The 25,088-nt window shown below is 60.2% G+C and carries 24 protein-coding genes; 14 read left to right on the top strand and 10 right to left on the bottom strand.

Annotated features, from left to right (window positions below; translation table 11 throughout):
* The first annotated feature begins 18 nt into the window (after nucleotides 1-18).
* Entirely contained in the window at nucleotides 19-624 is a 606-nt protein-coding gene (locus tag AC0L2Z_RS30970) for a hypothetical protein (protein WP_473630146.1), read from the top strand.
* Nucleotides 625-672: 48 nt separating this feature from the next.
* Nucleotides 673-873: a hypothetical protein gene (locus AC0L2Z_RS30965; protein WP_077376813.1), complete on the top strand. Its 201-nt coding sequence runs from the start codon at nucleotides 673-675 to the stop codon at nucleotides 871-873.
* Nucleotides 874-1,077: 204 nt separating this feature from the next.
* Here the strand turns inward: AC0L2Z_RS30965 and AC0L2Z_RS30960 are convergent, their stop codons facing one another.
* The 3 genes from AC0L2Z_RS30960 to AC0L2Z_RS30950 are packed head-to-tail and all read right to left on the bottom strand — an operon-like array spanning nucleotide 1,078 to nucleotide 3,328.
* Nucleotides 1,078-1,482 carry a hypothetical protein gene (locus AC0L2Z_RS30960; protein ID WP_473630145.1) on the bottom strand — a complete coding sequence of 135 codons (405 nt, stop codon included), beginning with the start codon at nucleotides 1,480-1,482 and terminating at the stop codon, nucleotides 1,078-1,080.
* Nucleotides 1,482-2,807, bottom strand: coding sequence for a recombinase family protein (locus tag AC0L2Z_RS30955; RefSeq protein ID WP_473630144.1), 1,326 nt, complete (start codon nucleotides 2,805-2,807; stop codon nucleotides 1,482-1,484). Before AC0L2Z_RS30955 ends, AC0L2Z_RS30960 begins: the two co-directional genes overlap by 1 nt.
* Nucleotides 2,804-3,328 (bottom strand): DUF2924 domain-containing protein, encoded by a 525-nt coding sequence (locus AC0L2Z_RS30950; protein ID WP_473630143.1) that lies wholly within the window; start codon nucleotides 3,326-3,328, stop codon nucleotides 2,804-2,806. Before AC0L2Z_RS30950 ends, AC0L2Z_RS30955 begins: the two co-directional genes overlap by 4 nt.
* A gap of 432 nt (nucleotides 3,329-3,760) precedes the next feature.
* On the opposite strand from AC0L2Z_RS30950, the gene AC0L2Z_RS30945 reads away from it, so the two are divergent.
* The 5 genes from AC0L2Z_RS30945 (at nucleotide 3,761) to AC0L2Z_RS30925 (ending at nucleotide 9,189) form a co-directional block, all read left to right on the top strand.
* Nucleotides 3,761-4,552 carry a hypothetical protein gene (locus AC0L2Z_RS30945; RefSeq protein ID WP_473630142.1) on the top strand — a complete coding sequence of 264 codons (792 nt, stop codon included), beginning with the start codon at nucleotides 3,761-3,763 and terminating at the stop codon, nucleotides 4,550-4,552.
* Nucleotides 4,549-6,237 carry a 7-cyano-7-deazaguanine synthase gene (locus AC0L2Z_RS30940; protein WP_473630141.1) on the top strand — a complete coding sequence of 563 codons (1,689 nt, stop codon included), beginning with the start codon at nucleotides 4,549-4,551 and terminating at the stop codon, nucleotides 6,235-6,237. The genes AC0L2Z_RS30945 and AC0L2Z_RS30940 overlap by 4 nt, the downstream gene beginning before the upstream one ends.
* 767 nt (nucleotides 6,238-7,004) lie before the next feature.
* The gene (locus AC0L2Z_RS30935; RefSeq protein WP_473630140.1) at nucleotides 7,005-7,313 is read left to right on the top strand and encodes a hypothetical protein; all 309 of its coding nucleotides are present in this window, start codon (nucleotides 7,005-7,007) and stop codon (nucleotides 7,311-7,313) included.
* Nucleotides 7,310-8,224 (top strand): DUF7146 domain-containing protein, encoded by a 915-nt coding sequence (locus AC0L2Z_RS30930; protein ID WP_473630139.1) that lies wholly within the window; start codon nucleotides 7,310-7,312, stop codon nucleotides 8,222-8,224. The genes AC0L2Z_RS30935 and AC0L2Z_RS30930 overlap by 4 nt, the downstream gene beginning before the upstream one ends.
* Nucleotides 8,221-9,189, top strand: a complete 969-nt coding sequence (locus AC0L2Z_RS30925) for an AAA family ATPase (RefSeq protein ID WP_473630138.1) — start codon at nucleotides 8,221-8,223, stop codon at nucleotides 9,187-9,189. Before AC0L2Z_RS30930 ends, AC0L2Z_RS30925 begins: the two co-directional genes overlap by 4 nt.
* Before the next feature lie 67 nt (nucleotides 9,190-9,256).
* Here the strand turns inward: AC0L2Z_RS30925 and AC0L2Z_RS30920 are convergent, their stop codons facing one another.
* The 3 genes from AC0L2Z_RS30920 to AC0L2Z_RS30910 form a co-directional block, all read right to left on the bottom strand.
* The gene (locus tag AC0L2Z_RS30920) at nucleotides 9,257-9,547 is read right to left on the bottom strand and encodes a hypothetical protein (RefSeq protein WP_473630137.1); all 291 of its coding nucleotides are present in this window, start codon (nucleotides 9,545-9,547) and stop codon (nucleotides 9,257-9,259) included.
* A 474-nt stretch (nucleotides 9,548-10,021) separates the two neighbouring features.
* Nucleotides 10,022-10,180, bottom strand: a complete 159-nt coding sequence (locus AC0L2Z_RS30915; protein ID WP_473630136.1) for a hypothetical protein — start codon at nucleotides 10,178-10,180, stop codon at nucleotides 10,022-10,024.
* 333 nt (nucleotides 10,181-10,513) lie between these two features.
* Nucleotides 10,514-11,791 (bottom strand): phospholipase D-like domain-containing protein, encoded by a 1,278-nt coding sequence (locus tag AC0L2Z_RS30910; protein WP_473630135.1) that lies wholly within the window; start codon nucleotides 11,789-11,791, stop codon nucleotides 10,514-10,516.
* A 327-nt stretch (nucleotides 11,792-12,118) separates the two neighbouring features.
* On the opposite strand from AC0L2Z_RS30910, the gene AC0L2Z_RS30905 reads away from it, so the two are divergent.
* The 4 genes from AC0L2Z_RS30905 to AC0L2Z_RS30890 all read left to right on the top strand — a co-directional run bounded on the left by AC0L2Z_RS30905 (nucleotide 12,119) and on the right by AC0L2Z_RS30890 (nucleotide 14,960).
* On the top strand, nucleotides 12,119-13,459 hold the full coding sequence (locus tag AC0L2Z_RS30905) for a site-specific DNA-methyltransferase (protein WP_473630134.1): 1,341 nt from the start codon (nucleotides 12,119-12,121) through the stop codon (nucleotides 13,457-13,459).
* 1 nt (nucleotide 13,460) lies between these two features.
* Nucleotides 13,461-13,907, top strand: a complete 447-nt coding sequence (locus AC0L2Z_RS30900; protein WP_473630133.1) for a hypothetical protein — start codon at nucleotides 13,461-13,463, stop codon at nucleotides 13,905-13,907.
* On the top strand, nucleotides 13,904-14,260 hold the full coding sequence (locus AC0L2Z_RS30895; protein ID WP_473630132.1) for a hypothetical protein: 357 nt from the start codon (nucleotides 13,904-13,906) through the stop codon (nucleotides 14,258-14,260). The genes AC0L2Z_RS30900 and AC0L2Z_RS30895 overlap by 4 nt, the downstream gene beginning before the upstream one ends.
* A 223-nt stretch (nucleotides 14,261-14,483) precedes the next feature.
* On the top strand, nucleotides 14,484-14,960 hold the full coding sequence (locus tag AC0L2Z_RS30890; RefSeq protein ID WP_473630131.1) for a phage terminase small subunit P27 family: 477 nt from the start codon (nucleotides 14,484-14,486) through the stop codon (nucleotides 14,958-14,960).
* 185 nt (nucleotides 14,961-15,145) lie between these two features.
* On the opposite strand, the gene AC0L2Z_RS30885 is transcribed toward AC0L2Z_RS30890, so the two are convergent.
* Entirely contained in the window at nucleotides 15,146-17,065 is a 1,920-nt protein-coding gene (locus tag AC0L2Z_RS30885) for an adenylate/guanylate cyclase domain-containing protein (RefSeq protein ID WP_473630130.1), read from the bottom strand.
* 381 nt (nucleotides 17,066-17,446) lie between these two features.
* On the opposite strand from AC0L2Z_RS30885, the gene AC0L2Z_RS30880 reads away from it, so the two are divergent.
* Together AC0L2Z_RS30880 and AC0L2Z_RS30875 are read left to right on the top strand one after the other, a co-directional pair.
* Nucleotides 17,447-18,229: a recombinase family protein gene (locus tag AC0L2Z_RS30880; protein ID WP_473630129.1), complete on the top strand. Its 783-nt coding sequence runs from the start codon at nucleotides 17,447-17,449 to the stop codon at nucleotides 18,227-18,229.
* A gap of 102 nt (nucleotides 18,230-18,331) precedes the next feature.
* Entirely contained in the window at nucleotides 18,332-20,050 is a 1,719-nt protein-coding gene (locus AC0L2Z_RS30875; protein ID WP_473630128.1) for a monovalent cation:proton antiporter-2 (CPA2) family protein, read from the top strand.
* A gap of 148 nt (nucleotides 20,051-20,198) precedes the next feature.
* Here AC0L2Z_RS30875 and AC0L2Z_RS30870 read toward each other — a convergent pair whose 3' ends face one another.
* The 3 genes from AC0L2Z_RS30870 to AC0L2Z_RS30860 all read right to left on the bottom strand — a co-directional run bounded on the left by AC0L2Z_RS30870 (nucleotide 20,199) and on the right by AC0L2Z_RS30860 (nucleotide 23,120).
* Entirely contained in the window at nucleotides 20,199-20,447 is a 249-nt protein-coding gene (locus AC0L2Z_RS30870; protein WP_473630127.1) for a hypothetical protein, read from the bottom strand.
* Between the two features lie 551 nt (nucleotides 20,448-20,998).
* Nucleotides 20,999-22,219 carry a cytochrome P450 family protein gene (locus AC0L2Z_RS30865; RefSeq protein ID WP_473630126.1) on the bottom strand — a complete coding sequence of 407 codons (1,221 nt, stop codon included), beginning with the start codon at nucleotides 22,217-22,219 and terminating at the stop codon, nucleotides 20,999-21,001.
* 136 nt (nucleotides 22,220-22,355) lie between these two features.
* On the bottom strand, nucleotides 22,356-23,120 hold the full coding sequence (locus AC0L2Z_RS30860) for a class I SAM-dependent methyltransferase (RefSeq protein WP_473630125.1): 765 nt from the start codon (nucleotides 23,118-23,120) through the stop codon (nucleotides 22,356-22,358).
* A 348-nt stretch (nucleotides 23,121-23,468) separates the two neighbouring features.
* Here AC0L2Z_RS30860 and nhaA point away from each other — a divergent pair, with 348 nt between their 5' ends.
* On the top strand, nucleotides 23,469-24,659 hold the full coding sequence (nhaA, locus tag AC0L2Z_RS30855) for a Na+/H+ antiporter NhaA (protein WP_473630164.1): 1,191 nt from the start codon (nucleotides 23,469-23,471) through the stop codon (nucleotides 24,657-24,659).
* Nucleotides 24,660-25,088 lie beyond the last annotated feature (429 nt).

Below are 25,088 nucleotides of genomic sequence, written 5' to 3'. Positions count from 1 at the left end.
ACAACGAAGATTGAATCAGTGCTTCAGGACCGCTGCAACCCGGACTTTTTCAACACTATCGACCCAATCCCGACCTTCCTGCGTTGGAATCTTTCTCAAAAGCCGACGTTGGGTGCGACCGGCGCTCATGACGCGATCCGCATCTTGCCACACGCGCCCGGCCTCGTTTTTGAATTTGCCACGCGTGTGAGAATTCTCACAGACGAACCTACCCACTCCTCATATGCTTTGCGCACCGATCTTGTTCTGACCTGTTCGGTTGGGGAGGAAAATATCATGTACAGATACACGGTCCTTGCAGCGCTTTGCGTGACGACGGGCTACGCCTCTGCAGGTGAACTGGACCCCCTACAAGGAGGGAGTATCGATCTCGGCGGTTTTCAAGGCGTCGTCTATTATACGGAAGCCGATAACAGCTTCCGGGTGGTCACCACGATCGCTGAAGGAGAGGCGGGCTTGCCTGTGCGCTTCGAGGCAACCCTCGATGAAGGCCAAAGCCTCACGATCTCGGTTCCAGGCAGGTTGGACGAGCGCAGCCAAACCGTCGAGATTTCGCGGGCCGGCGGCAAACTCTTCGTGGCAGGAGCCGAGCCCCCTCCCGAACTCGTTCGTGCCGGCCATTGAATCTGTCGCCTCCGAGGACGAACTCGATCTCCGCGAAGGAACAAGACAATGCTTTATACGCTCGTCATTCTGGCTTGCCTGACATCCGCTCCGGAGGCCTGCGAGTCGCGCGAGTTGATCGTCGGCGATTTGGCCATCCATCCCGGGGCCGCTTTTATACAGGCGCAACCACTTGTCGCCCAGTGGACCGAAACGCATCCCGCCTTTTTCGTACAACGTTGGCGACTGCTACCTGGTCGTGGGACATGAATGCTGCACTCGTCTGCAGTTCCGTGCCGGCACAGGGCACGACCGCACAGCCGATTCGGCGGTCGGGCGTAGGTCGGGATTGCCAACGCTCCGTGAATGTCGGCAAATGGCGCAATCGCGACTTCCAGAGTGGTCCCCGGCTATGTCCGATTCCAGGCGGTGGCAAAGCTGACCTTAACGGCCGAAACGCGGCGCAAAGCGGCCCTAGCCGCGCAACGTATGCTGCTGTGCGCGCCACTCAATCGGCACCGGCTGAAGCAGTTCAGCGGTGGTCATCGTCGCGGGTTGGTGTCCGTTAAGGACCATCTCGACGATTGCCGGAGAAAGCAGCGTCAGTTGCAAGAGACGATTGACGTATGAGGCGCTGATTTTCTCTGCCTTGGCGATATCCTCGGCGCTCGCGTAGGCGCCCTGCTTCAGCATCTGATGCCAGCGATAGGCGCGGGCAATTGCTTTAACGAGCGTGTTGTCAACGCGGGGCCGAGCAGAGGCCCATTGCTCCTGGCCAATCGGCGCGACGATCAGATTGCGCCCTCCCCGCTTGCGAAGCGTCAGCGGAACGTCAATGGTGATGATGCTTGCGTTGCCGCTGACCTCTGCATCGGACATCACGCGGCGCTCCTGACATCCTGACGCTGGTTGAGATCGGCCGCAAGACCCGCCAATCCCTCGGTGCGCAGGCGGATGGAAAGGCTGTCCATTGTCACGTCCACGCGTTCGACCAGCAGCTGGACAATGCGCGCTTGCTCCGCCGGGAAGAGTTCGTTCCAGAGCGGATCGAGGTCGAGCAATGCTGACCTCACCTCGCCTTCACCGATGTGAGCATCCGTGAGGCGCGCTGCCTTCCAGGTGGCGACGATGATTTCTGGCGAGCGGATAAGGACACGCAGCTGATCGATGACGGCGGCCTCGATCTCGGCTGCTGGCAGGCGCCCGACCGGGCATGTGTTCGGTCCGCGCTTCAGCACCGATTGGCTGACATAGTAGCGGTAGAGCTTGCCTGCCTTGCGCGTATGTGTCGGCGACATCGCACATCCCGTCGGCCCAAATAGGAGACCCTTCAAAAGAGCCGGTGTCTGCGCTCTTGTTTTAGCGCCACGCTGCCTTGAACCATCGGACAGGATAGCCTGCGCCTTGTCCCAGATGGCGCGAGTGATGATGGCCTCATGCTCGCCAGCATAGGAGGTACCCTTGTGCACGGCTTCGCCGACATAGACAGGGTTGTTGAGCAGCTTGTAGATCACGCCCTTGTCCAATGGCCGGCCGCGGCGGGTCAAAATCCCTTCGGCCGTCAGAATCCTGGACAGGGTTGTTGCCGAGCCTGTCGAGATAAACCGCTCGAATACCATGCGGACATTTGCAGCCTCGGCTTCGTTGATGACCAGCTTGCGGTCCTTGATGTCATAGCCGAGCGGCGTCCAGCCACCCATCCACATGCCGCGCTTCCGCGAGGCTGCGAACTTGTCGCGGATGCGCTCGCCAATCACCTCGCGTTCGAACTGGGCGAAGGACAACAGGATGTTGAGCGTCAGCCGGCCCATCGAGGTGGTGGTGTTAAAACTCTGGGTCACCGAGACGAATGTGACTTCGTTGGCATCAAAGGCCTCGACCAGCCGCGAGAAATCCATGAGCGAGCGTGACAGGCGGTCGATCTTGTAGACCACCACCACGTCGACTAGGCCGACTTCCATGTCGGTCAGCAGGCGCTTCAAGGCAGGGCGTTCCAGCGTTGCGCCAGAGATCCCGCCATCGTCGTAGCGATCGGGCACCAGAACCCACCCAAGGGCCTTCTGACTGGCCACAAAGGCCTCACAGGCCTCGCGCTGGGCATCGAGCGAGTTGAACTCCATGTCGAGCCCCTCCTCGCTGGATTTGCGCGTGTAGACCGCGCAGCGCAGCTTGCGGACGATAGTCTTTGCATCAGCAATGTTCATGACCGTCCCCTCGCCTTGCTGCGATGGTTCTTCAGCCCGAAAAACAGCCAGCCATTCCAGCGCGTACCGGTGATCGCGCGCGCGACTGAGGACAGCGACTGGTATGGCCTGCCCTGCCATTCATATCCATCGGCCAGCACCGTCACGCTCTGCTCTATGCCCTGCCATTCTCGGAGGAGCTGTGTGCCGGCAATCGGACGATCTTCACCGCGGATGCGTCGCACCGCGATGTTGCCGCCGTCGAAGTCTTCTCCCAATGCTTTCAACCGTTCGACTGTTTCCGGCTTCAGGCCACCGAAGGCGAGTTCCTGGATGCGATAGGCCAGCCGGCTTTCGAGGAAACGTCGGTTGTATGGCGGCGCCTCGCGGTCGAAGAGGTCGCGCCAGTGCGCCTTCAACTCCGGTGTAGGCATCGTCTTCAAAGCTGCCACACGAGCGAGCACGTTCGGATCGTCGTATCGATCGGGTGCGAGCGCCCTGCCCGCGACCTTGATGCTGTCTTCAGTAGAGAATTTTGTCATCGGAACTCCCCTTGCGAGTGGTCCCGACACACGCTCTCCGTGGTCGCGAAGTCGACTGAAGTCTTTTCTCGCTGCGCAAATAGTCTGCTTGACTGTCGCGCCCGAAGACGCACCAGACCCGCGGACAGGATCGAGGCGATTTCGGCAAGGCGCTCGGCTGTCGAGAGCCGGTCGGGAGATAGCGCGCTCGGGCCGAACCGCGATAATGAATGTGTCGGTCGTGCTTGCATCCACAAGCGTATAGGCCAGCGGAAAACGCGGCTCCATGGGGGCCGGAAATCAAAGGAGACGGGTCGAAGAAGAAGTGATCAACGCGCAGGAAAGCGAAAACTGCACGACCTCCGGCAAGTAAGCCTTAACTACGCCGGCAAGGTACCTTTTTCGGCCAGGCGACCGAAGCGCATAGTGCGCTTGAATGCAAGGGTCGCAGACATGGGTCATATTCGTCTCGGGAACCTGCCCACCACCAAGAAGTGGAAAGAAGTCGTAGCGCTCCTCGACGAAAGCGACTTCCGCATCGCCCGTATTGCCCAGGCCGTGGAGCGAGCGGCCGACAGGTCACTTGCGGAAGCAGTGAAGGACCCTGCTTTTGTTGAAGGCTTCTGGCTCCTGCTCAAAATTCCGCAGGCAGCCAAGGACGCAGATTTCCAGGCCGCCCTCGCGGAGATCGGTATTCAGGTTCCTCCTGATCCGTCCCTGACAGATATCCTTTCAGGGTTTAACGACGCGGTGGAGCGGGCGCGTCGCAAAAACGGGCGAGACATTACCGATTTCAGTCTTATTGCCCGCAATGCTGCGATCTCCGCACTGAATAGCCTCACACTCGACAGGTCCCCTTCGCTGTGGAAGGCTTCGCTGGAAGATGAGCGGGTTACAATCGCGACCTTCGCCTCAACCGAGCGATTTGGCGAGCTTGCGCAGCGCTTCTTCACCAATCTGCTCGAGGGCCATATTCAATATTTTCTGGAGAGGGAAATATCACGACACATCGGACCTGGCAGCCCGATGCGGTCCGTCGCTGACGTACGCCACTTCGAGGGCGCCATCCACCGCCATTGCAAGGAGACCACGATAATCATGCGGGCCTTCGCCAAAGACTGGCTCGGCAACAATCGTTTCCATCTCGATAAGGATCTCACCCGACATGACGCGACTGGGTTCGCGGCTCATGCCTTTACCAAAGTCCGCAACGAACTGTCTCGCCGCAGTGGACTGGCCGCATGAGGCAGTTCGAGTTTCTTTGCGGCGCGACTGAAGCTTCTCCAGCGCCGCCGGAGACACGCCGCTTCGAGATGGACGTCCAGGGCAAGCGGACCGTCAATCTGCGTATTTCCGACATCAGTCAGGCGATGGTGAGCAACCTTCCCGAGCTGCTGCTCGATCTTCTGGAAATAGCCGCATACGTCTACTGCGGGGATCAGCGGGCCACTCGCGGCAGCGAAAAACTTGCGCAAGCTGGCCGCCTCTGGACGCGCGGCATGCGTTTCATAATTCCAGTGCGCTGCCCCGAGGTCTGGTCGGGCTTCCAACTGCGCGACCTGCTGGAGAGCACGCTCGGCTTCCTTTCCGACGACACTTACGAGTTCGAGTTCGTCGAAGCTGTGAACCCGCTTGGCGAGCCGGCCATGTACTTTCCCGACATGTCCGAGGGTTCGTTCACCCCAGACGAGGTGGCGCTCTTTTCCGGCGGAATTGACTCATTCGCCGGCGCCCTGGACAGCATCGTCGGCGAAGGACGACGCACAGCGCTGGTTGGGCATCACTCCGCATCCAAAGTGTTCGCGGTCCAGAAGGAATTGGTTGCTGCACTAAGGGGGGCTGGCTACGGCGCGCGGCTCTTTTACGTCCCGGTCAACGTCACCAACGCGAATGTCGACTCGGCGGAACCCACGCAGCGCTCACGATCGTTCCTCTTCGCCAGCTTGGCGTTTGTCCTAGCGCAGATGTTCGGCAAGGACCGGTTCACCTTCTATGAGAATGGCGTTGTCAGCTTGAACCTGCCTATCGCCAAAGATGTGTTGGGCTCGCGGGCGACTAAGACGACGCATCCGAAGGTCATTCGCGGCTTCGAGCGCATCTTCTCTCATCTTGCCGACCGGCAGGTGGAAATCAACACTCCGTATCTATGGCTTACCAAGAAGGAGGTCGTTGAGCGGATCCTCTTCCACGATTTCGGACCCCTCCTGCCGCGGACGGTGAGTTGCGTCCATCCCATGGTCTGGAGCACGGACGTGCGGCATTGCGGTCGCTGCTCCCAGTGCATCGACCGCCGCTTTGCCGTGCTCGCCGCTGGCGCAGGGGAGCTTGAGCCTGCAGACGGGTACGGTATCGATCTCCTCTTCGGGCGAAGGGATGCCGACGATGACGTTCGACTGGCCGTCAGCTATGTAAAATTCAACAGCGGGATTCTGAACTCGACGCGTCAGCGGTTTCCGATAGACAACCCAGACGTCTACTCGGCCGTGCAGCACATTTCTGACCTCTCTTCCGAGCAGGCGCTTGACCAGATGTGGGAGTTGTACAGGCGGCATGCGGACGCCGTATTCGCAGTCCTGGAAGGCGGCTTGAGGGATCATACGTCTCCCCTGGTTCACGGCACACTTCCCCGCGGCGCTCTGCTCAATTTATGCGTCAGCCGCGATCGGATCGAAGCGCCTCCTATAGCCGATCACCTTGTTGAGGTGGCCGCTTTCATGGACCAGCTGCAGCAACCTGTCTGCGATTTTGCTGTAGACGCAAAGGAGCGTCGGATCTTGTTTCGGGGCGGCTACCACCTTGAAGGCGCAGATTATTGCGTCGTTGAGGCACTGCTGCCTTTTCATCGGCTGGCAAAATCAAATGGGGAAGATGTGCCGTACTTCCCGTCCAGCGATCTCGCCCTCAGGAGCCGACTATGCGCGCGCGGATAATGCGCATCAGAGAAGCAGTGGCCGAGCGGCTCGCTGTCGATCAGGGAATCGTTCTCCCGGAAAGCCTCATCGAGAACCTGCACGGGCAAGGCTATCGCCTCGCACCCGTGCTTCGGGAGGTAACCCGAGCTGATTTGAAATCGGCATATGCCGACGTGTCACGATCTTAATAATGGAATGTCACAATCGGCTTTGTCCCGGCCGCAACTTGCCTAGCCATTTATGTCCTGCCCGTCACAAAAGAAATCCTCAGCCAACATATAAACTGCAGCGCCCGGCGGCGATCCTGCTCACGGTCTTCTTAAGACTGAACGAGCAACAAAAGGATGCGTTATGGTCGTCAGGCACCTCAATCAAGTTGAACTTTCTCGCCGCTGGAGCCTGAGCCCCCGCACTCTCGAAAGGTGGCGATGGCTGCAACAAGGTCCCCATTACCTCAAGGTTGGCGGGCGCGTTGTTTACCGCCTGGAGGACGTGGAGGCCTTTGAGGCTCGCGGACTTCATCGAATCGAAAAGACCGGGTGCCGCTGATGGGCCGCATCGGAGGGCGGACTACTGAGCAAGCATGTATTCCTTCGCGCCGCTGCTCGCGGTCACGCACCGCTCATTTTGTTTGCGATGACCTTCGCACCACCTCGCTATCGTGGCGGAGCGCAGGAGTTCGTAATGCCGGTCCGGACTCGCTCCGGTACTCAATCCCGAAAGGACTTTCGTCCGCGAAAGTCGAAAGGAGCGAGAGGCACGCGATGAGAAATTATCCCACTTCTGTGTTCACCGCCGGCGACGATGCCGAGTTCACCACCTGGCTAAGCAATGCGGCCGCCGGCCAGATAGCCGAATATCACTGCGGCTTTCTCATCCTGGACATTGATCCTCAGATCTCCGAACTGGCCAAAACTGAGCGCCTGGAGCTGGCGCGTCTTGCCCGGCGGGCTTATCGGGCGGCGCAACAGCGGCTCGTCCATCTCGTACAGCGCAGGCTGGCGTGTGGTCAGTTTTCTTATCTGGCGATCATGCGCCCCGGCGCCCGTGTGCCGGCTGAGCATTTGCCGGCGCTGCTCGAGCGCGCAGCATGAACACGCCGCCAACCATAAACGTCGAGTTGGCAGCCAAGTTGCTCGGCGGCGAAGTCGCCGGCCGGTCGAAGATCGTGGCGCCTGGCCCCGGCCATTCCGCCCGGGACCGATCGATGTCCATCCTCCTGACGCCAGCCGCACCCGACGGATTCGCGGTCACCAGCTTTGCCAATGATGACTGGCGCGACTGTCGGGATCATATCCGGCGAGTCCTTGGCTTACACAGCGGCAGGAGACCCTCCAACCAACGGCAGGCCACGCTCAAGGCGCCGAGCGGCGATCGGGTCCGCATCGCTGCCCGACTATGGGAAGAAACCACGCCGATCCGCATGACGGTTGCCGAGGCTTATCTAACCAATCGTGGGCTCGAATTGCATTCAGAGGCTTATGACGCGGACGCGCTTCGTTTTCACGAAACCTGCCCGTTCCGGCTTGCCGACCGCGTGGTGATGCGCCTGCCAGCGCTGGTAGCAAAGATGGTCGACATCCACTCCGGCCAATTCCGCGGTATCCACCGTACCGCGCTGGCGCCCAATGGCTTCGGCAAGGCTGACATACCCGGCCTCGGCAATCAGAAGAAAATGCTCGGACCGGTCTCGGGTGCCTGCGTCAAGCTCTCGCCCGACGAGGAGGTGACCTCCGGCCTGCATATCGCCGAAGGGATCGAGACTGCCCTCGCCTGTATCGCGATGGGCTTCCGCCCGACCTGGGCAGCCTTGTCGGCCGGCGGCATAGCGAACTTCCCCGTTCTGGCCGGCATTGAGGCGCTGACGATCTTCACCGATCATGACGACGCCGGCCGAGGTGCAGCGCGAGCATGCGGTGAGCGTTGGACGTCGGCTGGACGTGAAGTCACAACAGTATTGCCAAGGCTCGCGCACACAGATTTTGCAGATAGAGGCCGGCCATGATCCTGTCTCCCGAGCAAGCACTCGACGCCATAGGGGCCAGCCGCTCGGTATCGCCTGGAACTGACCTGGCGCGGGCGGCAGCTTTGAAATGCTTTTCGTCCAACGAATTTACATCGATGAGGCTCAGGCCTCGGGAGCACATCCTTGAACCGATCCTTCGCACGCGCAGTCTCGTGATGCTCTCGGCGTTTCGTGGCGTCGGCAAAACTCAGGTCGCAATCGGCATTGCTCACGCGGTTGCAACGGGGGGGACCTTCTTGCGTTGGACAGCACCGGTTGCTCGCCATGTCCTCTACGTGGATGGCGAAATGCCTGGTGCCGATCTTCAGGAGCGGTTGCGCATGTTCAGCCCGGTAACATCTGGACGACTGCGAATCCTGTCGATGGACGAGCAGGAGATTGGCGTCGGCCTCAATCTCGCGCAGAAGGAATCGCAAGAGCGCCTGGAGGCCCTGCTCGGCGCAACTGAGCTGTTGATCCTCGACAACCGTTCGACGCTAGTCACCGGCGGTCGCGAGAATGAGGCTGAGAGTTGGGACACGATGCAGAGCTGGCTACTCAGGCTGCGCCGTCAAGGCGTAAGCGTTCTGTTGGTCGAACATGAAGGCCGCGGAGGCAACCCCAGAGGGACCAGCAAACGTGAGGACGTGCTGGACACGCTCGTCACGTTGAAGCACCCCGGCGACTACCAGGTCGAAGACGGCGCGCGTTTCGAAGTTCACTTGGCGAAGGCACGTGGCGTGTTTGGCGAGGCCGCAGCACCGTTCGAAGCCAAACTGGAGGTCCGTGATGCCCACGCTCATTGGACAGTCATGCCGATTAACGATCTTGAGGCCGACCTCGTCCTGAGCATGTCGCTCACCGGGGATAGCGTCCGGGACATCGCCAAGAAGACAGGCCTCAGCAAATCCAAAGTGAATCGCATTCAGAGCAAATTGCGGGCCGAAGGAAAATTGCCCGGATGACCTGAGCGCCTGTCCTACTGTCCCACGCCCTTAAGAGTCGGACTGTGGGACAGCAGAATTCGGTGCGTCAAACCAGCTCCGAGATATCGGGATAGATATGAATGATGTACCGGCTTAGCTCATGCCGCTTGCGCACGCCCATAGCATGTTCGACGACTTGATAGGCGGCCTGCCACTCCCGTTCGCCTCCTGGCCCTCCCATCTCAGTGTCGCCCGTGAAATTGATCAGCACCAGCCAGGCGTCCACCCCGTTCCTTCGCAGAAAATGGAGATGGGCTATCCTGTTGGCGAGTTGGTAGAATGCCTGTCGCCAAGGGGCTTTTGGTTCCGCGCCAATGAACGCAATGGTTTCGGCCAAAGCGAGGTCTATCTGCGCCGCTGATCTCGCGCCTGCCTGAGACGCTGGCGAGCAAATCTCTCCAACATGGGCTTTAGCTTCCACAAGAAGGATACTACCGGTGTCGGAACGACCGAGGGCGTCCCATTGGGGGCCTCGCTTGGCCAGAATTCAGCGAGCGGACCAATGAAACGTTCGAGCCCGAGACGCTGGAGGAAATCGGAGTCTCGATATTCGGCGAATTCGTCAGTGCGTAATGGAGACAGCCAATTCAGTGACCCCTTGATCTGGCTTGCCTCGAGAATGAGCCTGTCAAGAACCTGCGGACACGTGTTCACAGCTTGTTGGATCCAGCGCAAGCTGCCGCGACTTCCAGTTGGCTGAATAAATCTGCCCATCGTCCCCCCATTCCAAGAACTCCCGTCCCACTGTCCCACACTCCTAAGGAATGGGACAGTGGGACGCCTTCTGGACCTTGCCTGGACAAAGATTCTTTCAGCGGACCTCGTCCGCGCCTCCGTGGAAGAAGGATTGAATTTCCTCTATGTCGACGCTGTCATCGCCGCTCTCGTCAACGGCGTTGAAGATCCCGCCAATCAAATCCTGAACCTCGGTCAGCGAAAGCGCACCATCGCAGTGGGCGAGTTCGAGCAAGCCATAGCCGTCCTCCTGGAACAAAACGAACTTGCCGTCGAGAATTTCGGGCCACCGTCAAAGCGCCGGCAGACTCATTGTCATTTCTGCGAAAAAGGCGGCCGGTCAATGATTTCCATCGGTGCTTCCAACGGGTGTGCGCCAACGGTTTTCCAACGGGTGCCGACCCAGCAATTCCGCCTTCCAACGGGTGTGTTGCTCCAACCTAATCTAAAGATATGGCCGCGGCGGGCGGCCAATCCCGATAACCGGAGGAAAAGGGCTGCGGAATACCGTGGCTTTCCCGCCGATGACTCTATGCGGCGTTGGACGCATGTCCCGACGCGGGTCGTCCTAGAGTTGAGCTCTCAACCAGCTCGCGATCCAGTCGGTGAATTTTTCACTTGGCGGCCGGCTTTGCCATTCCTGAAGACTGATCTGCCGCGACCGTTTCAGGTCGTCCTGAAAGATCGCAATCTGCTCGGCGGCGAACTCCTCTCCGTAAATGTTGAGGTTCGCCTCGTCGTTGAGCCGCAGCGAACGCTCGTCAAGATTGGCCGATCCCATTGTTACCCAAGCATCGTCTACGATCAGGAGCTTGGGGTGATACATGGTCTGCTGGAATTCATGTATCCGCACTCCAGATCGCAGAAGGTCGCCCCAAAAATAACGTGAGCTCTTTCGCACGATTGGCACATCGGTATTCTCGCTGGGAACTATGATGTCGATCTCGACGCCGCGTGCCCGAGCCGCAAGCAACTGGGCGAGAGCAACATCGTCGGGCACGAAATAGGCCATGCCGATCCGTATATGGCGTTTAGCCGCCGCCAAGGCCATCAGCATCATCTGATGCATGGATACCGAACCTTCGGGCGGCGACGAAATAACGACCTGGGCGCCCAGAGGGCCGCTCTCGTCCTCGGCTGGGTAGAATGGGCTGCCACTCAAGACCTCACCCGTCCCCTCCAGCCAGTTATCGGCAAACGCTGCCTGCATTGCAGACACTGCCGGGCCGGTGACGCGATAGTGAGTATCACGCCATTCGTCGGCGTTGCGTGCGTCGCCCAGCCACTCGTCGCCTATCCCAACACCGCCGGTAAATCCGACTGATCCATCAACGATGAGGAGCTTGCGGTGGGTGCGATTGTTCACCCGGTCCAGGGTGTACCAGTGCAGCGGCCGAAAGCGGTGAAACGAAACCCCGGCCTGCTGCATGATGTCGATGAGGCGCTGGTCGAAGGGAATGCTCCCAACCCAATCGACGAGGACGCGGACTGGTACTCCCTCCCGCGCCTTATCGGCGAGAGTGTTGGCGAAGCGCAGAGCGATCTCTCCGGACCAATAGATGTAGGTTTCAAAATTTACCGAAGACCGCGCTTCCCTGATTGCGCCAAGCATGGCCGGGTATATTTCAACGCCGTTTACAAGGGTTTCAACGACATGTCCCCGGCGTACTTCGCCGCCGTAAACGGCCTCCATGGTCTCAAGGAACTGCGGGTCGGAAATACCATAGGCGTGTGGAATGGCTTGGCGTACTGCATGCTGCTCGGGAATGAGGTTGAGCGTGACGACCAGCAACACGAAACCCAGGACGACCCCTATGTGAAGGCGGATGTCGAGCAGCCGTTTCACCTATCCCCCTTGGCTGCACGTGCGCCCGCCGAGGAGCGCGGTGAGGCGCGCCTGCCTGCCATTTGGTCGACCTCTCCTGTCCTGCAAAATTCCCCGCTTCGAGCAACAATTGATGCCGGGGTGAGAATGTAGAAGAGGCGACTTCGTTCCCCGGCCCTCTATTCGCCAATCGCAAGCACTGCCAGTACGAACCAGCGAAGCAGCTCGCAAACAATCGTAGCCAAGCGAAAAACAGAAGCGACTACAATCACATAAGGCCATGTTATAATCAATACTGAAGCAGGCGGACATTCACCACCCACTCCGCCTGTGCGGAAAGGAACTCTGATGCAGGCGGAGCAAGAAGCGGTTCTCGGTTGGGCAACTGCGGCTGATACGGACGATGCCATTCCGGCCGTCGCTGGTCAGAACGGCAGCATCGAAAATCCTGCTCCTCGCCTTGCTGTGGAGTACCGTCCTGCCGCGGCTCTGATCCCATACGCAAAGAATGCCAGGACGCACTCGGATGCCCAGGTGGCGCAGATCGCCTCCTCGATCCGGGAATTCGGCTGGACGAACCCGGTCATGGTGGATGGCAAGAACGGCATCATCGCTGGCCACGGCCGCCTGCTGGCGGCGCGCAAGCTTGGTATGTGCACCGTGCCGGTGATCGAGCTCTCCGGGCTGAGTGACGCGCAGAAGCGGGCTTACATCATCGCCGACAACAAGATGGCGTTGAACGCCGGCTGGGACAATGAACTGCTCGGGCTCGAACTCGGTGACCTTGCCGCCCTCGGCTTCGATCTCTCGCTGACCGGCTTTGACGACCTGGAAATCGCCACGCTCACCAGCCTCGGCACGGCGGGCCTGACTGATCCGGACGACATTCCTGAAACACCGGAGCAGCCAGCCACCCTCCCCGGCGATGTCTGGCTCCTCGGCAGACACCGGCTGATTTGCGGCGACAGCACCAACCCAGCCGACGTGGAGCGAGTGCTGAATGGGGTGAAGCCGCATCTGCTTGTTTCGGATCCCCCATATGGCGTCGCCTACGATCCTGAGTGGCGCGTCATGCGGGGCATTGGAGGCTCCGGGACTGCCAGCGGGAAGGTACTGAATGACGACCGCGCCGACTGGCGGGAAGCATGGGCGCTGTTTCCAGGCGACGTGGTGTACGTGTGGCACGCCAGTCTCTTCGCGCCCGTGGTGGCTGACAGCCTGGAAGCGGCAGGCTTTAACCTTCGCTATCAGATCATCTGGGACAAGACCCGGCTGGTCATCGGCCGCGGCGACTACCACTGGCAGCACGAGCCGGCTTGGTATGCCGTCAGGAAGGGCAGGAAGGGCCACTGGGCGGGAGATCGCAAGCAGACCACCGTCTGGGCCATCCCGCACAGGAAGTCGGCCTCGGGCCACGGCACCGAAAAGCCGGTGGAATGCATGAAGCGGCCGATCGAGAACAACTCCTCGCCCGGACAAGCGGTCTATGAGCCGTTCAGCGGGTCGGGCACCACGATCATCGCCGCCGAGATGACCGGCCGCTGCTGCCACGCCATCGAGCTCAACCCCGCCCATGTCGACGTCGCCGTGAAACGCTGGCAGGAGTTCACCGGTCAGGCGGCAACGCTGGAGGGCAATGGCCGTACATTCGCTGAACTCGGGGCCGAGCGGCTGGCGGAGGCTGCCTGAGATGCGGCCCTCGCATCAGCCCGATGCTTTTCATCGCCGCCAGGTAGAGGCGCTGGCAGGCCTGGCAGGCTATGGTGTTCCGGAGGCCGAGATTGCCGGCATGGTCGGTGTCGATCCAAAGACGCTGCGCAAGCACTATAAACACGAACTGGCCTTTGGCCACACCAAGGCCAATGCCAAGGTGGCGGAGAACCTCTTCCGCAAGGCAACGGGCGAAGGTCGTGAAGCGGTCATCGCCGCGATCTTCTGGCTCAAGGCACGCGGCCGCTGGAAGGAGACCTCGGTCAACGAGCACTCCGGCCTGGACGGCAAGCCGATCGAGCAGGTGCATGAGATCCGCCGCATCATCCTTCGCGCTCCGGATCCTGCAGGCTTGGGCAAGACTCCTGCCGGCACGCCTCCAGCCAACAATTCCGTCACCCTCTGGGACGCGGACCGGGCCAAATGAGCCCCGATATCGAAGCTCCTCTGGAAAACCGGCCACTGAACTCCCGGGTGGAGGCGCTGGCCGGCTTCGGGCTTAGCACGGCCGACATCGCCTGCGTGCTCGCTACAGACGAGCAAAACCTCAAGGCGACCTACGCTCATGAGCTCGAGAGCGGCGCCATCAAGGCCAACGCACGGGTCGCCGAAAGCCTCTACCGCAAGGCGACCGGTGAAGGTCGGGAGGCCGTCACTGCAGCAATCTTCTGGCTGAAGACCAGGGCGCGCTGGAAGGAGACCTCCATCCATGAGCTAGAGGGAAAACTGGATACACCAGTGACCTTCGTGACCACCTATGAAGACATGAAGCCGCTATAGTGCCTCGCGGGGGGCGGTCATATCTCTACAGCTTTTCACCCTGCGACCGGTGCCTCCCCTTTCTTCGAAGAACCGCGAAATTGGCAGGGGGTAGCAGCGTAACGGCTGGATTAGGAATGGCCAAATACCGGGCCTTTCGGCCTTCCGGCAGCATGATTGCAGCCGCGAAATGGTCGACAAACTCCGGAGCCCATAGCGGCGGTGCGACGGACTGAAAGGAAGCATGATGCGAGGACGCAAGCCAACGCCGACGGCACTGAAGATTGCGCTCGGCAATCCAGGCAAGCGGCCCCTCAACAAGCGTGAGCCAAAGCCGGTGACGGCGATGCCGACCTGCCCGGCCCATCTGATGCCCACGGCCAAGGCCGAGTGGAAGCGGCTTGCGCATTACCTCCACGAGCTCGGCATCATCAGCGAACTGGATCGGGCCGCACTCGCTGCCTACTGTCAGGCCTATGGCCGCTGGGTGGAGGCCGAGAAGAAGCTCAAGGAAACCCCTCCCCTTCTACGGACGCCGGCCGGCTATGTGCAGCCCTCGCCCTGGCTTGCCATCTCCAACAAGAATGTCGAGCTGATGCACAAGTTCATGAGCGAGCTCGGCCTCTCGCCCGTGTCACGCAGTCGGGTGGCGACGACGAACCATATCGGACCCAAGCCATGGGAGTTCACCGGCGAGGACGAGGACGAGTTCTTTACTTGAGCGAGCGCGAGGTCTGGATCGCGCCACTTGCCGCCATTCATCGTCCGGCCAGCGAACTGGCGCTTGCGATGCACAGCGGTCATTCGGCAAGTCGGTAATTCTTGCAACGTGATTCATTATCGTGGTGACGCTTGCAACGCGCGCGGCTTCGCGCTCCACTAGCTCGCGGCCTTTGCCGAGCTGTTCTATGGCGACCGCTTAATCTGCCCCGCCTCGCATTCCGGCAGCCGCACCGGCTTGGCAAATTTCGCCACCTCTTCCGGCTTGGCACAGGGCGGGAAGCCAGCTAGCCGCATTGTCTCGATATGCCGCGGCGTTTCGGCGGCACTGAACGCTTGGTCATTGGCGATCATTTCGATGGTGAGGTCCGGGTAACGCCGCAAGGTTTCCTTGACCGTCGCCTCGGCCTCCGTCGTTCGACCCAGAGCCGCGAAGCTTCCAGCGCGTTCGACCCATCCGTATTTGCTGTAGTTGTCAGGCGTCTGGCGCTCCATCACTTTGAGCGCATCCTCGTAACGGCCCACCATGAAATAGGCATAGCGAAGGCCGCTGCTCGCCCAAGGCTTGTAGTTCGGGTTTAGGCGAATAGCACGGTCGGCCAACTCTGCACCTAGCTCCGGCTCACCGAAGGCGCTCGCCCAGCCAAGGTAATAGGCAAGGATCGAGAAAGAACCGGGGTTGAGACGCAGCGCCATGTCAAGTTCAGTCTTGGCCCGGGCGAACTCCCCTCTGGAGGCGAGCACCTCACCCAGCACGGCATGCGCCTCGGCATCATTCGGGTCGAGCGCCACGGCGCGTTCGGCGGCTTCCGTTGCTGCCCGGTTCGAGTCTTCCCAGTCGGCGCCATAATGTGCAGCCATGGTGTGCGCCCAGGCGAGATTGATCCATGCCCGTGCGTAGCCTGGATCTGCGGCAACCGCCTTCTTGAGAATCTCCATCGACTCCGCGATGCTCTCGCGGGTTGGGCTCAGTTGCTTCTCGACTCCCAGGAGAGTGAGTTCGTAAGCCGTCAGGCTCTTTGGCCGCTTTCGCCTTGCAGCGCCGAGATCGACGCTCTTGATGGGGCCCGTAGTCATTTCGAATTGGCTGATGATATGGTTCGCGATCTCGGTCTGGACGGCGAACAGGTCTTGCACCGGTCGGTCCCAGCTGTCCGACCAAATGTGGACGCCAGTCTCCGAATCGATGAGCTGTGCCGTGACGCGGATGCGTTCGCCTTGCCGCTGGATCGATCCTTCAAGCACGTAGCGGACTTTCAGATCGCGCCCGATCTGCCGCACGTCCGCTGACTTGCCCTTGTAGACGTCAGTCGAATTGCGAGCGATCACGTCGAACTCGCTCATACGGGAGAGATCAGTGATGATATCCTCTGTAAGGCCGTCTGCCAGCCGCCCGGTCGCCTCGTCGCCTCCGTAATTGTTCAAGGGCAACACCGCAATCGAAGGCTTGGCGCTCGCCATCTCGACCGGCCAGAATTGCCAAGCGCTGGCAAGGATCGCAAGCGCGGCAAGCGCGACCGCCACCGGTATGGCCCAGCGCGACATCGATTTGCGCAACATCCAGCGAGCCCGTTTGCCGTCGAGCCTCAGGCGATAGGCGCGCACCGGCCGTGCTATATTCTTAACCCGCTGCTCGCCGACGAAATCGAGCGGGCAATCGAGTTTGCCCTGCAGGTGGTCGAACGCCGTGCCCGACACCAATACGCCTCCTGGCTCGGCGAGCTGTTCCAGCCGCGCTGCGACGTTGACGCCATCTCCATAGAAATCGCCGTCCACTAGCGCCACATCGCCCAGATTGACGCCGATGCGAAACACCATGCGCTCAGATTCAGGCAATGCGGCATTGCGTGCGGCCATGGCTTTCTGGATTTCCTCTGCGCAGGCAACCGCATCAACAATGCTATCAAAGGCAACGAGCGCGCCATCGCCCATCAGCTTGACGATTCGGCCGTGGTAACGGGCTATGGCAGGATCGGTCAGGTCGGCGCGGATGGCTCTTAGTCGCGCAATGGTACCAGCCTCATCGGCCTCCATCGCCTTCGAATAACCGACCACGTCTGCCGCCAGTATCGCCAGCAGCTTCCGATCGAGTGGGGGAACCGTCATGCCGCGCCACTTTCAAGGATATGGCTAAGAACCTTACACCCATCGACGTGCCGCAGCCAGCGCGCCGCCTTGACCCCATGGTACGGATGCGGCCCTCAATCCGCGGTTGGCATCGGAGATAGGTTTGTTTCTGTCGGACATTGTGGCTTAAGTTGCCGAGTCGACAATGGTCCGGGCCTACGAACGTAAGGGACCGAAGGGAATGACCGCTTTGTCAAGCCGTTAGGAACTTTCGACTGGCGCGAATGAACGGCAGAAATGGTCAATTTACGTCGTAGAACGCTTGTGATGGCTTCTCATCCCGGTCGCCTAGTCGGGAGTGTGTCTGATGGAGGAAACCGGCTGGTGCGCCATGCCTACGCTCGCCGGTGAGCGAAAGATTTGCATAATCAACCACTTAGAAGTTGCTTCTCATTCGCCGGCGAGCACACTGCAAACGGTGGTTTGCAGTTTGAACACCCCGGAAACAGCAGCATGACGAGAGCAGTCGCCTACTATCGGGTCTCGACACAGCGGCAAGGACGTTCTGGGTTGGGCATCGAGGCCCAGCGTGCTGCGGTCGCCCGCTTTGCCGAGGCCGAGGGAATGATCATCCTCCAGGAGTTCACCGAGATCGAAACCGGAAAGGGCGCGGATGCACTTGATCGACGTCCGCAACTGACCGCTGCCCTCGCCCTTGCCCGGCAGGTCAAATGCCCAGTCGTTGTGGCGAAGCTTGACCGCCTGTCGCGCGATGTTGCCTTCATTGCCGGCCTGATGGTTCAGCGGGTCCCGTTTATCGTCGCCGAACTTGGCGCCGATGCCGATCCATTCATGCTGCACCTTTACGCCGCGTTGGCAGAGAAAGAACGGCGGTTGATCTCGGAACGGACCAAGGCCGCCCTCGCCTCTCGCAAGACCACTGGAATGAAGCTCGGCAATCCGACCAACACAGCGGAAGCTGCAGCGAGAGGTCGGAAGATCTCGATCCGGGAGGCTGACAGATTTGCCCAAACCGTGCTGCCGATCATCGCCTCCATCCAGCAGTCCGGCATCACTAGCCTACGTGGACTGGCAATCGCTCTAAACAACCGCGGCGTTCGCACAGCGCGCAATGGCCGATGGCAGGTCTCGAATGTGCGAAACATCTTGGCGCGGCAAGCTTCTGCGAACTTGCTTTTATAGGCGGGAAATTCACTCTCTCCTCCTAATGTTAGCAAAGCCGTGGGCGACAGCCGAACAGGACCAGGTTGCGCGGATGATGAAACTGTAGCAGACCGAAGCATCATGCCCGAAAGCGTCCCTCACGATTATTCTATCCTGCGCGACGCCGTCGTCTTCCTTGTGGCTTCTATCTTGGTCGTGCCCCTGGTGCGCAGGCTCGGCATTGATGCGGTCATCGGTTACTTGATCGCGGGCCTTGTTATTGGACCGTATGGTTTTGGGCTGGTGAGCGAGGTTGAGGGAACGCACCGCCTCGCCGAGCTCGGCATTGTTTTCATGCTATTTGCGATCGGGCTGGAGCTGTCGTTCGATCGCCTTCGCACCATGGCGCAATATGTGTTCGGACTTGGCGTGGCGCAGGTTGCCATCACGGGTGCTGTCATCGGAGCGGGAGTATTAGCGTTCGAAGGCACCATCGAACAGGCAGCGATAATCGGCGGCGCCCTCGCTCTCTCATCAACGGCTTTCGTATTGCGCCTGCTGTCGGAACGCGGTGAGCTGTCCAGTCATCTCGGGCGGGTAGCTCTTTCCGTTCTGCTCTTGCAGGATCTCACGCTCGTTCCCGGCTTGGCCGTTGTCACAGCGCTGGGCCAAGAGCCTGAAGAACTGGCTTGGACGCTCGCCGAGGCGGGCCTAAAGGCCACCGTGGCGCTAGTCATCTTGCTTGCCGCCGGGCGTCTGCTGCTTCGACCGCTTTACCGCGTCATCGCCGGCACGGGGAACGCGGAGCTTTTCATTGCTGCTACCCTGCTGGTGGTGCTCGGCACGGCCTGGGGTACCGCACTGGCCGGTCTCCCCATGGCCCTTGGCGCCTTTCTAGCCGGTCTCATGCTTGCCGGCACCGAGTACCGCCACCAGATCGAAGCCGATATCCGGCCTGTCAGAGGCGTCTTGTTGGGCTTGTTTTTCATCTCGATCGGCATGCTGGTCGACGTGGGCGTCGTCTTCCCTCAGCTCCACTGGATCCTGTTGGTCGCAGTTGCACTCATAGCCGTGAAGGCGCTGCTAATCCTCGGCCTATGTACGGCCTTCGGGTTGCCGCTGCCGCTCGCTGCAAGCGCTGGCCTGCACCTTGCCCAAGGCGGCGAGTTGGCTTTTGTGCTGTTCAGCCTCGCGATGGGCACCGAGGCGCTATCGGTCGAGACCGGTCAGTTCCTGCTTGCCGTCGTGGCCGTCAGCATGGTTACCACGCCACTTCTGGCCCGCGCCGGTCGAGCGGCCCAGAGCCAGCTTGAGCGACGGGGGCTACCCAGCAGAACTCAGTTACAGACAGAGACCGAAGCTTACTCGGGCCATGTTGTCATTGCCGGGTTCGGGCGGGTCGGCCAGGTGATCGGCAGATTGCTCGACGAGCGTGGATACAGGTGGGTTGCAGTCGACCTCGACGCCAAAAATGTAGAGCGGTCCCGGAAGGAACGTCTACCGGTCTTTTTTGGCGACGCTTCTCAGGAGGAGATGGTGGCCGCAGCGAGAATCGATAGCGCAAAGGCCATGGTGATCACTCTGGACGACCCCGAGGCAGCCAAATCGGCTCTTGCGGCGCTGAGACGCAAACTGCCCGACTTACCGGTGATTGTCCGGGCGCGTCACCACGTGCATGTGCAAGAGCTGCTTGAGAAAGGCGCGACAACCGTGATGCCCGAAACGACCGAATCCAGCCTTCTCCTGGGTGCAGCTGTCCTTCAAGAACTCGGGGACAGCAAAACGGATGTGGATGCGGCCGTCAGGACCGTCCGCAATCGTTCTTACCCCACGTCCCCAAGCGGCTCCGGCCTTCTCTGAGTCTGCGTGCTTGGCATTTACCGCTTCGCGGCTGGCGGATGAGCCGAATAGCTAATGCCCGGAGTGCACTCCTCGTGGCCGCTGACCTGCCGTTACCAGCCGTTTTGCAGGCAGCGCAAGCGACAGCCACATGCCATAATCCCGGTTTCTACCGCCTCGGCCGCCGGGCGACATAGATGATGGCAGCGCCAGAGCCGTCGAATTCAACGGCGAGCACCTGGGTGGGCAGTATTTGCCGCGAATCGATAGCGTGGAAGAGCATCGCGTTTCCTTCGAGCTCCTTCCGAAGCTGCGAAATCTCGGCCCAATATTCCTCGACCTTGGCGTCGAGTTCCAGCGGAATCCCTGCTTGGCTTGCTTCCGCGTGGGGTAGCAAGACGATGTCGACCTTGCTCAAATTGGACACTTTCCTGATTGTGCCGATGTTTTCGCTGGTCTTCTCGATCGCGGCAACGATCTTGCCGATATGAATATCGGCCGATGCCGCCCACCATCACCTCCGAACCGATGATTTTGCCGATCGCCTCCTGGCTGTCGATTCCTTGCGCATTGAGCTGTATGATTGAACCAGTCGCAGCGATTAAACCTCCCACGACCGCGGCAAAAAACCGTTTGGATTCCTCAGTCATCCTAGTGATAAGCAATATCTCCCGCGGTTGCAGGCTTTAAACCGGATCACGGCAATGCAACTGATGCCCCTATTTTCGCTTTTGAACATTTGCCGCGGTATCCCGCGATAGAAGGCCTCGCCAGGGCCGGGTGGCACGATCTGGTCATACACCGACGGATTCTCGTATATCGAAGATGCCGTCATGACTCTGATCGGGCTTTCGAAGCCAAGCAAAACCCAGCTCCAGGTCACAATCAACTGAAAACGAGAGCTCCTCCTGACTTTGTGTTTGGAGTGCATCAGCGAGGTGCAAGAAACTCTGCGCCCGGCACCCTATTTCACGTCACGAGTTGTACACGCAACTGCGCTAAGGCGCGAATTCCAAGGCGCTTGCGCCACTCGATCTTCTGCGCCTCGATGGCGAGGCGCATAGCCGGAAAGCGCGTGAGGATCCGTTCGAACGCGATCGCGGCCTCCGCCCGGGCGAGCTGGAAACCGAGGCAGAAATGCACGCCCGTGCCGAAGGAGAGGTGCGGGTTCGGGTGGCGCGCGATGTCGAAACGGTGCGGATCCTCAAACTTGGCGGGATCGCTGTTTGCCGCCGCCAGGAATCCGGCGAACATCTCGCCGCGGCGGAATTGGCGTCCCTGCCAGACCATGTCGCGGGTCGCGAAGCGCGGCTTGGTCATTTGCACTGGCGATACATAGCGCAGGCACTCCTCGACGCAGGTGGGCATCAGGCTGGGGTCGCTCTGCAGCCTGCGGCGTTGGTCCTCGTGAGACAACAATGCAAAGAGCCCGCCGGAGATCAAATGAGTCGTGGTTTCCTGCCCCGCGCCGAAGAGCAGAAAGATCATCGAGACGAGTTCATCGTCGCTGAGCTTCTGCCCATCGGTTTCAGCATCGCGCAGCGCCACGATCAATCCATCGGGTAGCGCTCCGCCTCCCTGCCGTGACACGCGGCGAAGATGGCGGACTGCACGGATCACACCGGGAATGGCGTGGAGCACGGCGCCGATATTGGCCGTGTCCTTCAGCCCACCCAGCCAGTTCTTGAATCGATCGTGTTCCTGCTCCGGCAGTCCGAGCAGCGCACAGATGACCGAAAGCGGAAGATCGCGACAGAACTCGGCCATGAGATCGACCTCCGGCCTTCCCTCCAGCTTGTCGAGAAGCCGATCGGCTATTTGCGTGATCATCGGCTTCATGGCCTCAACGGTTCGGCGCTGGAACGCCTGGTCGACAAGGCCACGCAGGCGACGGTGCTCCGGGTCGTCATGGCCGAGCATATTCAGCGCCAGAAGACCGAGCGACCTCGGCAGAACTCTCAGTATCCGCGCCTGTGTCCTGCTCCCCGCGTTGGCAGGGTCGCGCGCGAAGCTCTCGTGATCCTTCAACAAGGTTGCGCAGGCGTCGTGTGTCACGGCGAGCCAGGTGCGGCCAACAATCGGCAGCCTCATGGGAACCACTGGTCCTTCGGTGCGCATGCGGTCGAGTGTAAGGAAGGGGTTTGCGTGGAAGCCCGGCGATAAGATGTCGAAATCGCGCGTCTCGACCATACCCTCACTCCAATGTCGTCAGTCCTTTATGAGGCGCTGCGCTTCGCCGGAATCCGCCTCAACCCTTCGAACGCACCGGAACGCTAGCATAAAAGATGACCGAGGGGTCGACTGATCCGAAACGGATGAAACCATATCAGCTGGCGTTCCTTGCTGTTCCAGCTACATAAATCTGGTTGGGACTGGAGCCGGTGAATTGGCGGCCGTCGAAGTCACCGTATCGGGCGGCAAGTTCCAGACCTGCTAATGCTAGGCGCAGCGGCATCTCTTGCGGAAAATAGGCGCGCAGCCGCATCGGCGCGACAGGCGGTATTTTTCGCCCCAACCCTTCGAAGCGCCATTTTAAGATCTGGACCTGCTGGACCGGGTCATAGGCAATCAGTTCCTTGTTGCCCGAGACATATGAGCGATCAGGCTCGGTTTCGCTCCGTTCAGCTGTATGGCCGCATTGCGCAAGATCGCGCATGTTTGGGTTCACGACATCGAAGGCCAACAATCCCCCCGGGACGAGATGTCTGGCAATCCTGCTTAGGCATTCAACGATGTCTTCGTTGGCTGTAATGTGAGCCAACGAATTGCAGGAGACGATCACCAAGGCGAAATACCTGCCAAGATCGAACCTGCGCATATCGCCGAGCACAAATTCCACTTTGGCGCGCTTCGCCTCAGCCTTGGCGCGAGCAGCGCGTAGCATGCGATACGAAGCATCAAGCCCGACCACCTCGTGGCCTTCAAGCGCCAGCGGTATCGTTAGTCGGCCAGTACCGCAGGCAAGCTCCAGGATCGGGTCGCCGGTGGAACATGCAAGCTTGCGGTAGAATGATTCGCACGGGCCGGGCACAACCACCGCATCGTACAATGATGGCAGGTCGTAGAGCGTCGCGCAGTGTTCTCGGCTCATTCCAAACTTCCGGTGACGATTTGGCGGCAGAAGGGAAGAAAAAACAGGTCCAGAGCTCACTCAAGCCCTTTCGTGAGTTGCACCTGTAATTGCGGACATGCCGGCTGCACGTGAGGTGCCTGCCAAAATCGGAAGACAACTTCAACCGGTACGCCGCGTCGCCTGTTGAGCACGGCGGCGATCTGTCATTTTTTCAGGATCAGCCGTTTTAAGCCAAGAGGATGGCCAAGAGTACGCGCCCTAGTTTATTGCTTTCAAGTTGCGGGGTCAGGCCTCGGCTGGCATGCCCCGGATAGTGAACTAATGTCGTGGGTTGAACCGGTCCGCCAACCGTGGAAAAGAGCGCGGATGCTAAATCAACCCCGCGTTCGTCCCCCCTCAATTGCCCGGTCCTTCTTCAGCAATGAAGCCGCGGGTGGCCTCACGCTTATGTTTGTCGCCGCTTTGGCCCTGCTGATCGCGAACTCCCCACTCGCTCCCGTCTATTTCGATGTGCTGCACCGATATGTTTTTGGGCTGTCGGTTTTGCACTGGATCAATGACGCACTGATGGCCGTCTTCTTCCTTCTGGTGGGCCTCGAAATCAAACGCGAGCTCCTGGACGGGCAATTGGCGACATGGTCGCGGCGCGCACTGCCAGGGATAGCCGCGCTTGGCGGCATGATCGTGCCGGCCGTGATCTTCGCCGCGATCAACTGGAATGAGCCGCTGAACCTCAGGGGCTGGGCCATTCCCTCCGCGACGGACATTGCCTTCGCGCTTGGGGTCCTCGCGCTCCTCGGTCCGCGTGTACCAGTTTCGCTAAAGATATTCCTCACGGCACTAGCGATTCTGGATGACTTGGGAGCAGTCGCGATAATCGCGCTCTTCTACACCGCCGAACTCTCGCCACTAATGCTAGGGCTTGCGGTCGCGACGTTGTTGGCTCTGGCGGCCCTCAACCGGTCCGGCGTGAAGCACCTTGCGCCGTATCTAATCCTTGGCTGCGCGCTCTGGTTTTTCATGCTGCAGTCGGGCGTTCACGCGACGATCGCGGGAGTCGCACTGGCGCTAACAATCCCGTTGAAAGTCTCGTCCGGAGATAGCCCGGAATCACCGCTTCACCGACTTGAACACGCCCTCAGCCCGTGGGTGGCATTTCTCATTGTTCCGATCTTCGGATTTGCCAATGCAGGGGTTTCCTTCGCCGGGGTAACTCCCGCCGCGTTGCTCGATCCGGCGCCGCTGGGTATTGCACTCGGACTCTTTGTCGGCAAACAGGTCGGCGTTTTCGGCTTCGCCTGGTTGGCCATTCGATTGGATCTGGCGGACATGCCACGCCGTGCTTCGTGGGCGCAACTCTACGGAGTGGCGGTGCTGTGCGGAATAGGCTTCACGATGAGCCTCTTTGTGGGGCTCCTTGCCTATCCGGGCTCTGCACTCCTTCAGGACCAAACGAAGATTGGAGTGCTTTTGGGATCGACGCTTGCGGGCATCGTCGGATGGCTGGTTCTGCGCGTGGCGAAGGCGAAGTTTCCAAAGGAATCTACGCACGACTGAGCCATTTTCGACGGGGGCCGCTGCGGGTGCTTGCTGTCGGCTCGTGGGAAAGCCGGGGCCTCCTTTGCCGATCCAACTTTTGCCGCAACCCGGCATGATCTGCGGCCAGCGCGGCCATGGACCGGCAAGCGCCGACCCTGGTGTGACTAGTGGTGCGAATCTGACACTTGATGCCTTGGTCGACTGCTGCGAATGTTAGCGAGCGATGGCCCCGAAACCAAGTCGAATGCGGCTAACGCCCGAGCTGGTCGCCAGAGTCCTCAGTGTGGACGATTCTCTGCCACTGCCCTTCACCGCGCCGTCCGACGCCGACCATGATGACACCGTCCGGGCGATACTGGCCGCCGCACCATCAGCTGATGAGGTCTGGCTCTTTGCCTATGGATCTCTGATGTGGAACCCGGCCTGTGATTTCGTGGAGCAGCGGGT

The sequence above is a fragment of the Mesorhizobium sp. WSM4850 genome, from assembly GCF_055811735.1.
The sequence above is the reverse complement of the archived record's forward strand: the minus strand, read 5'-3'. Positions and strand labels throughout refer to the sequence as shown.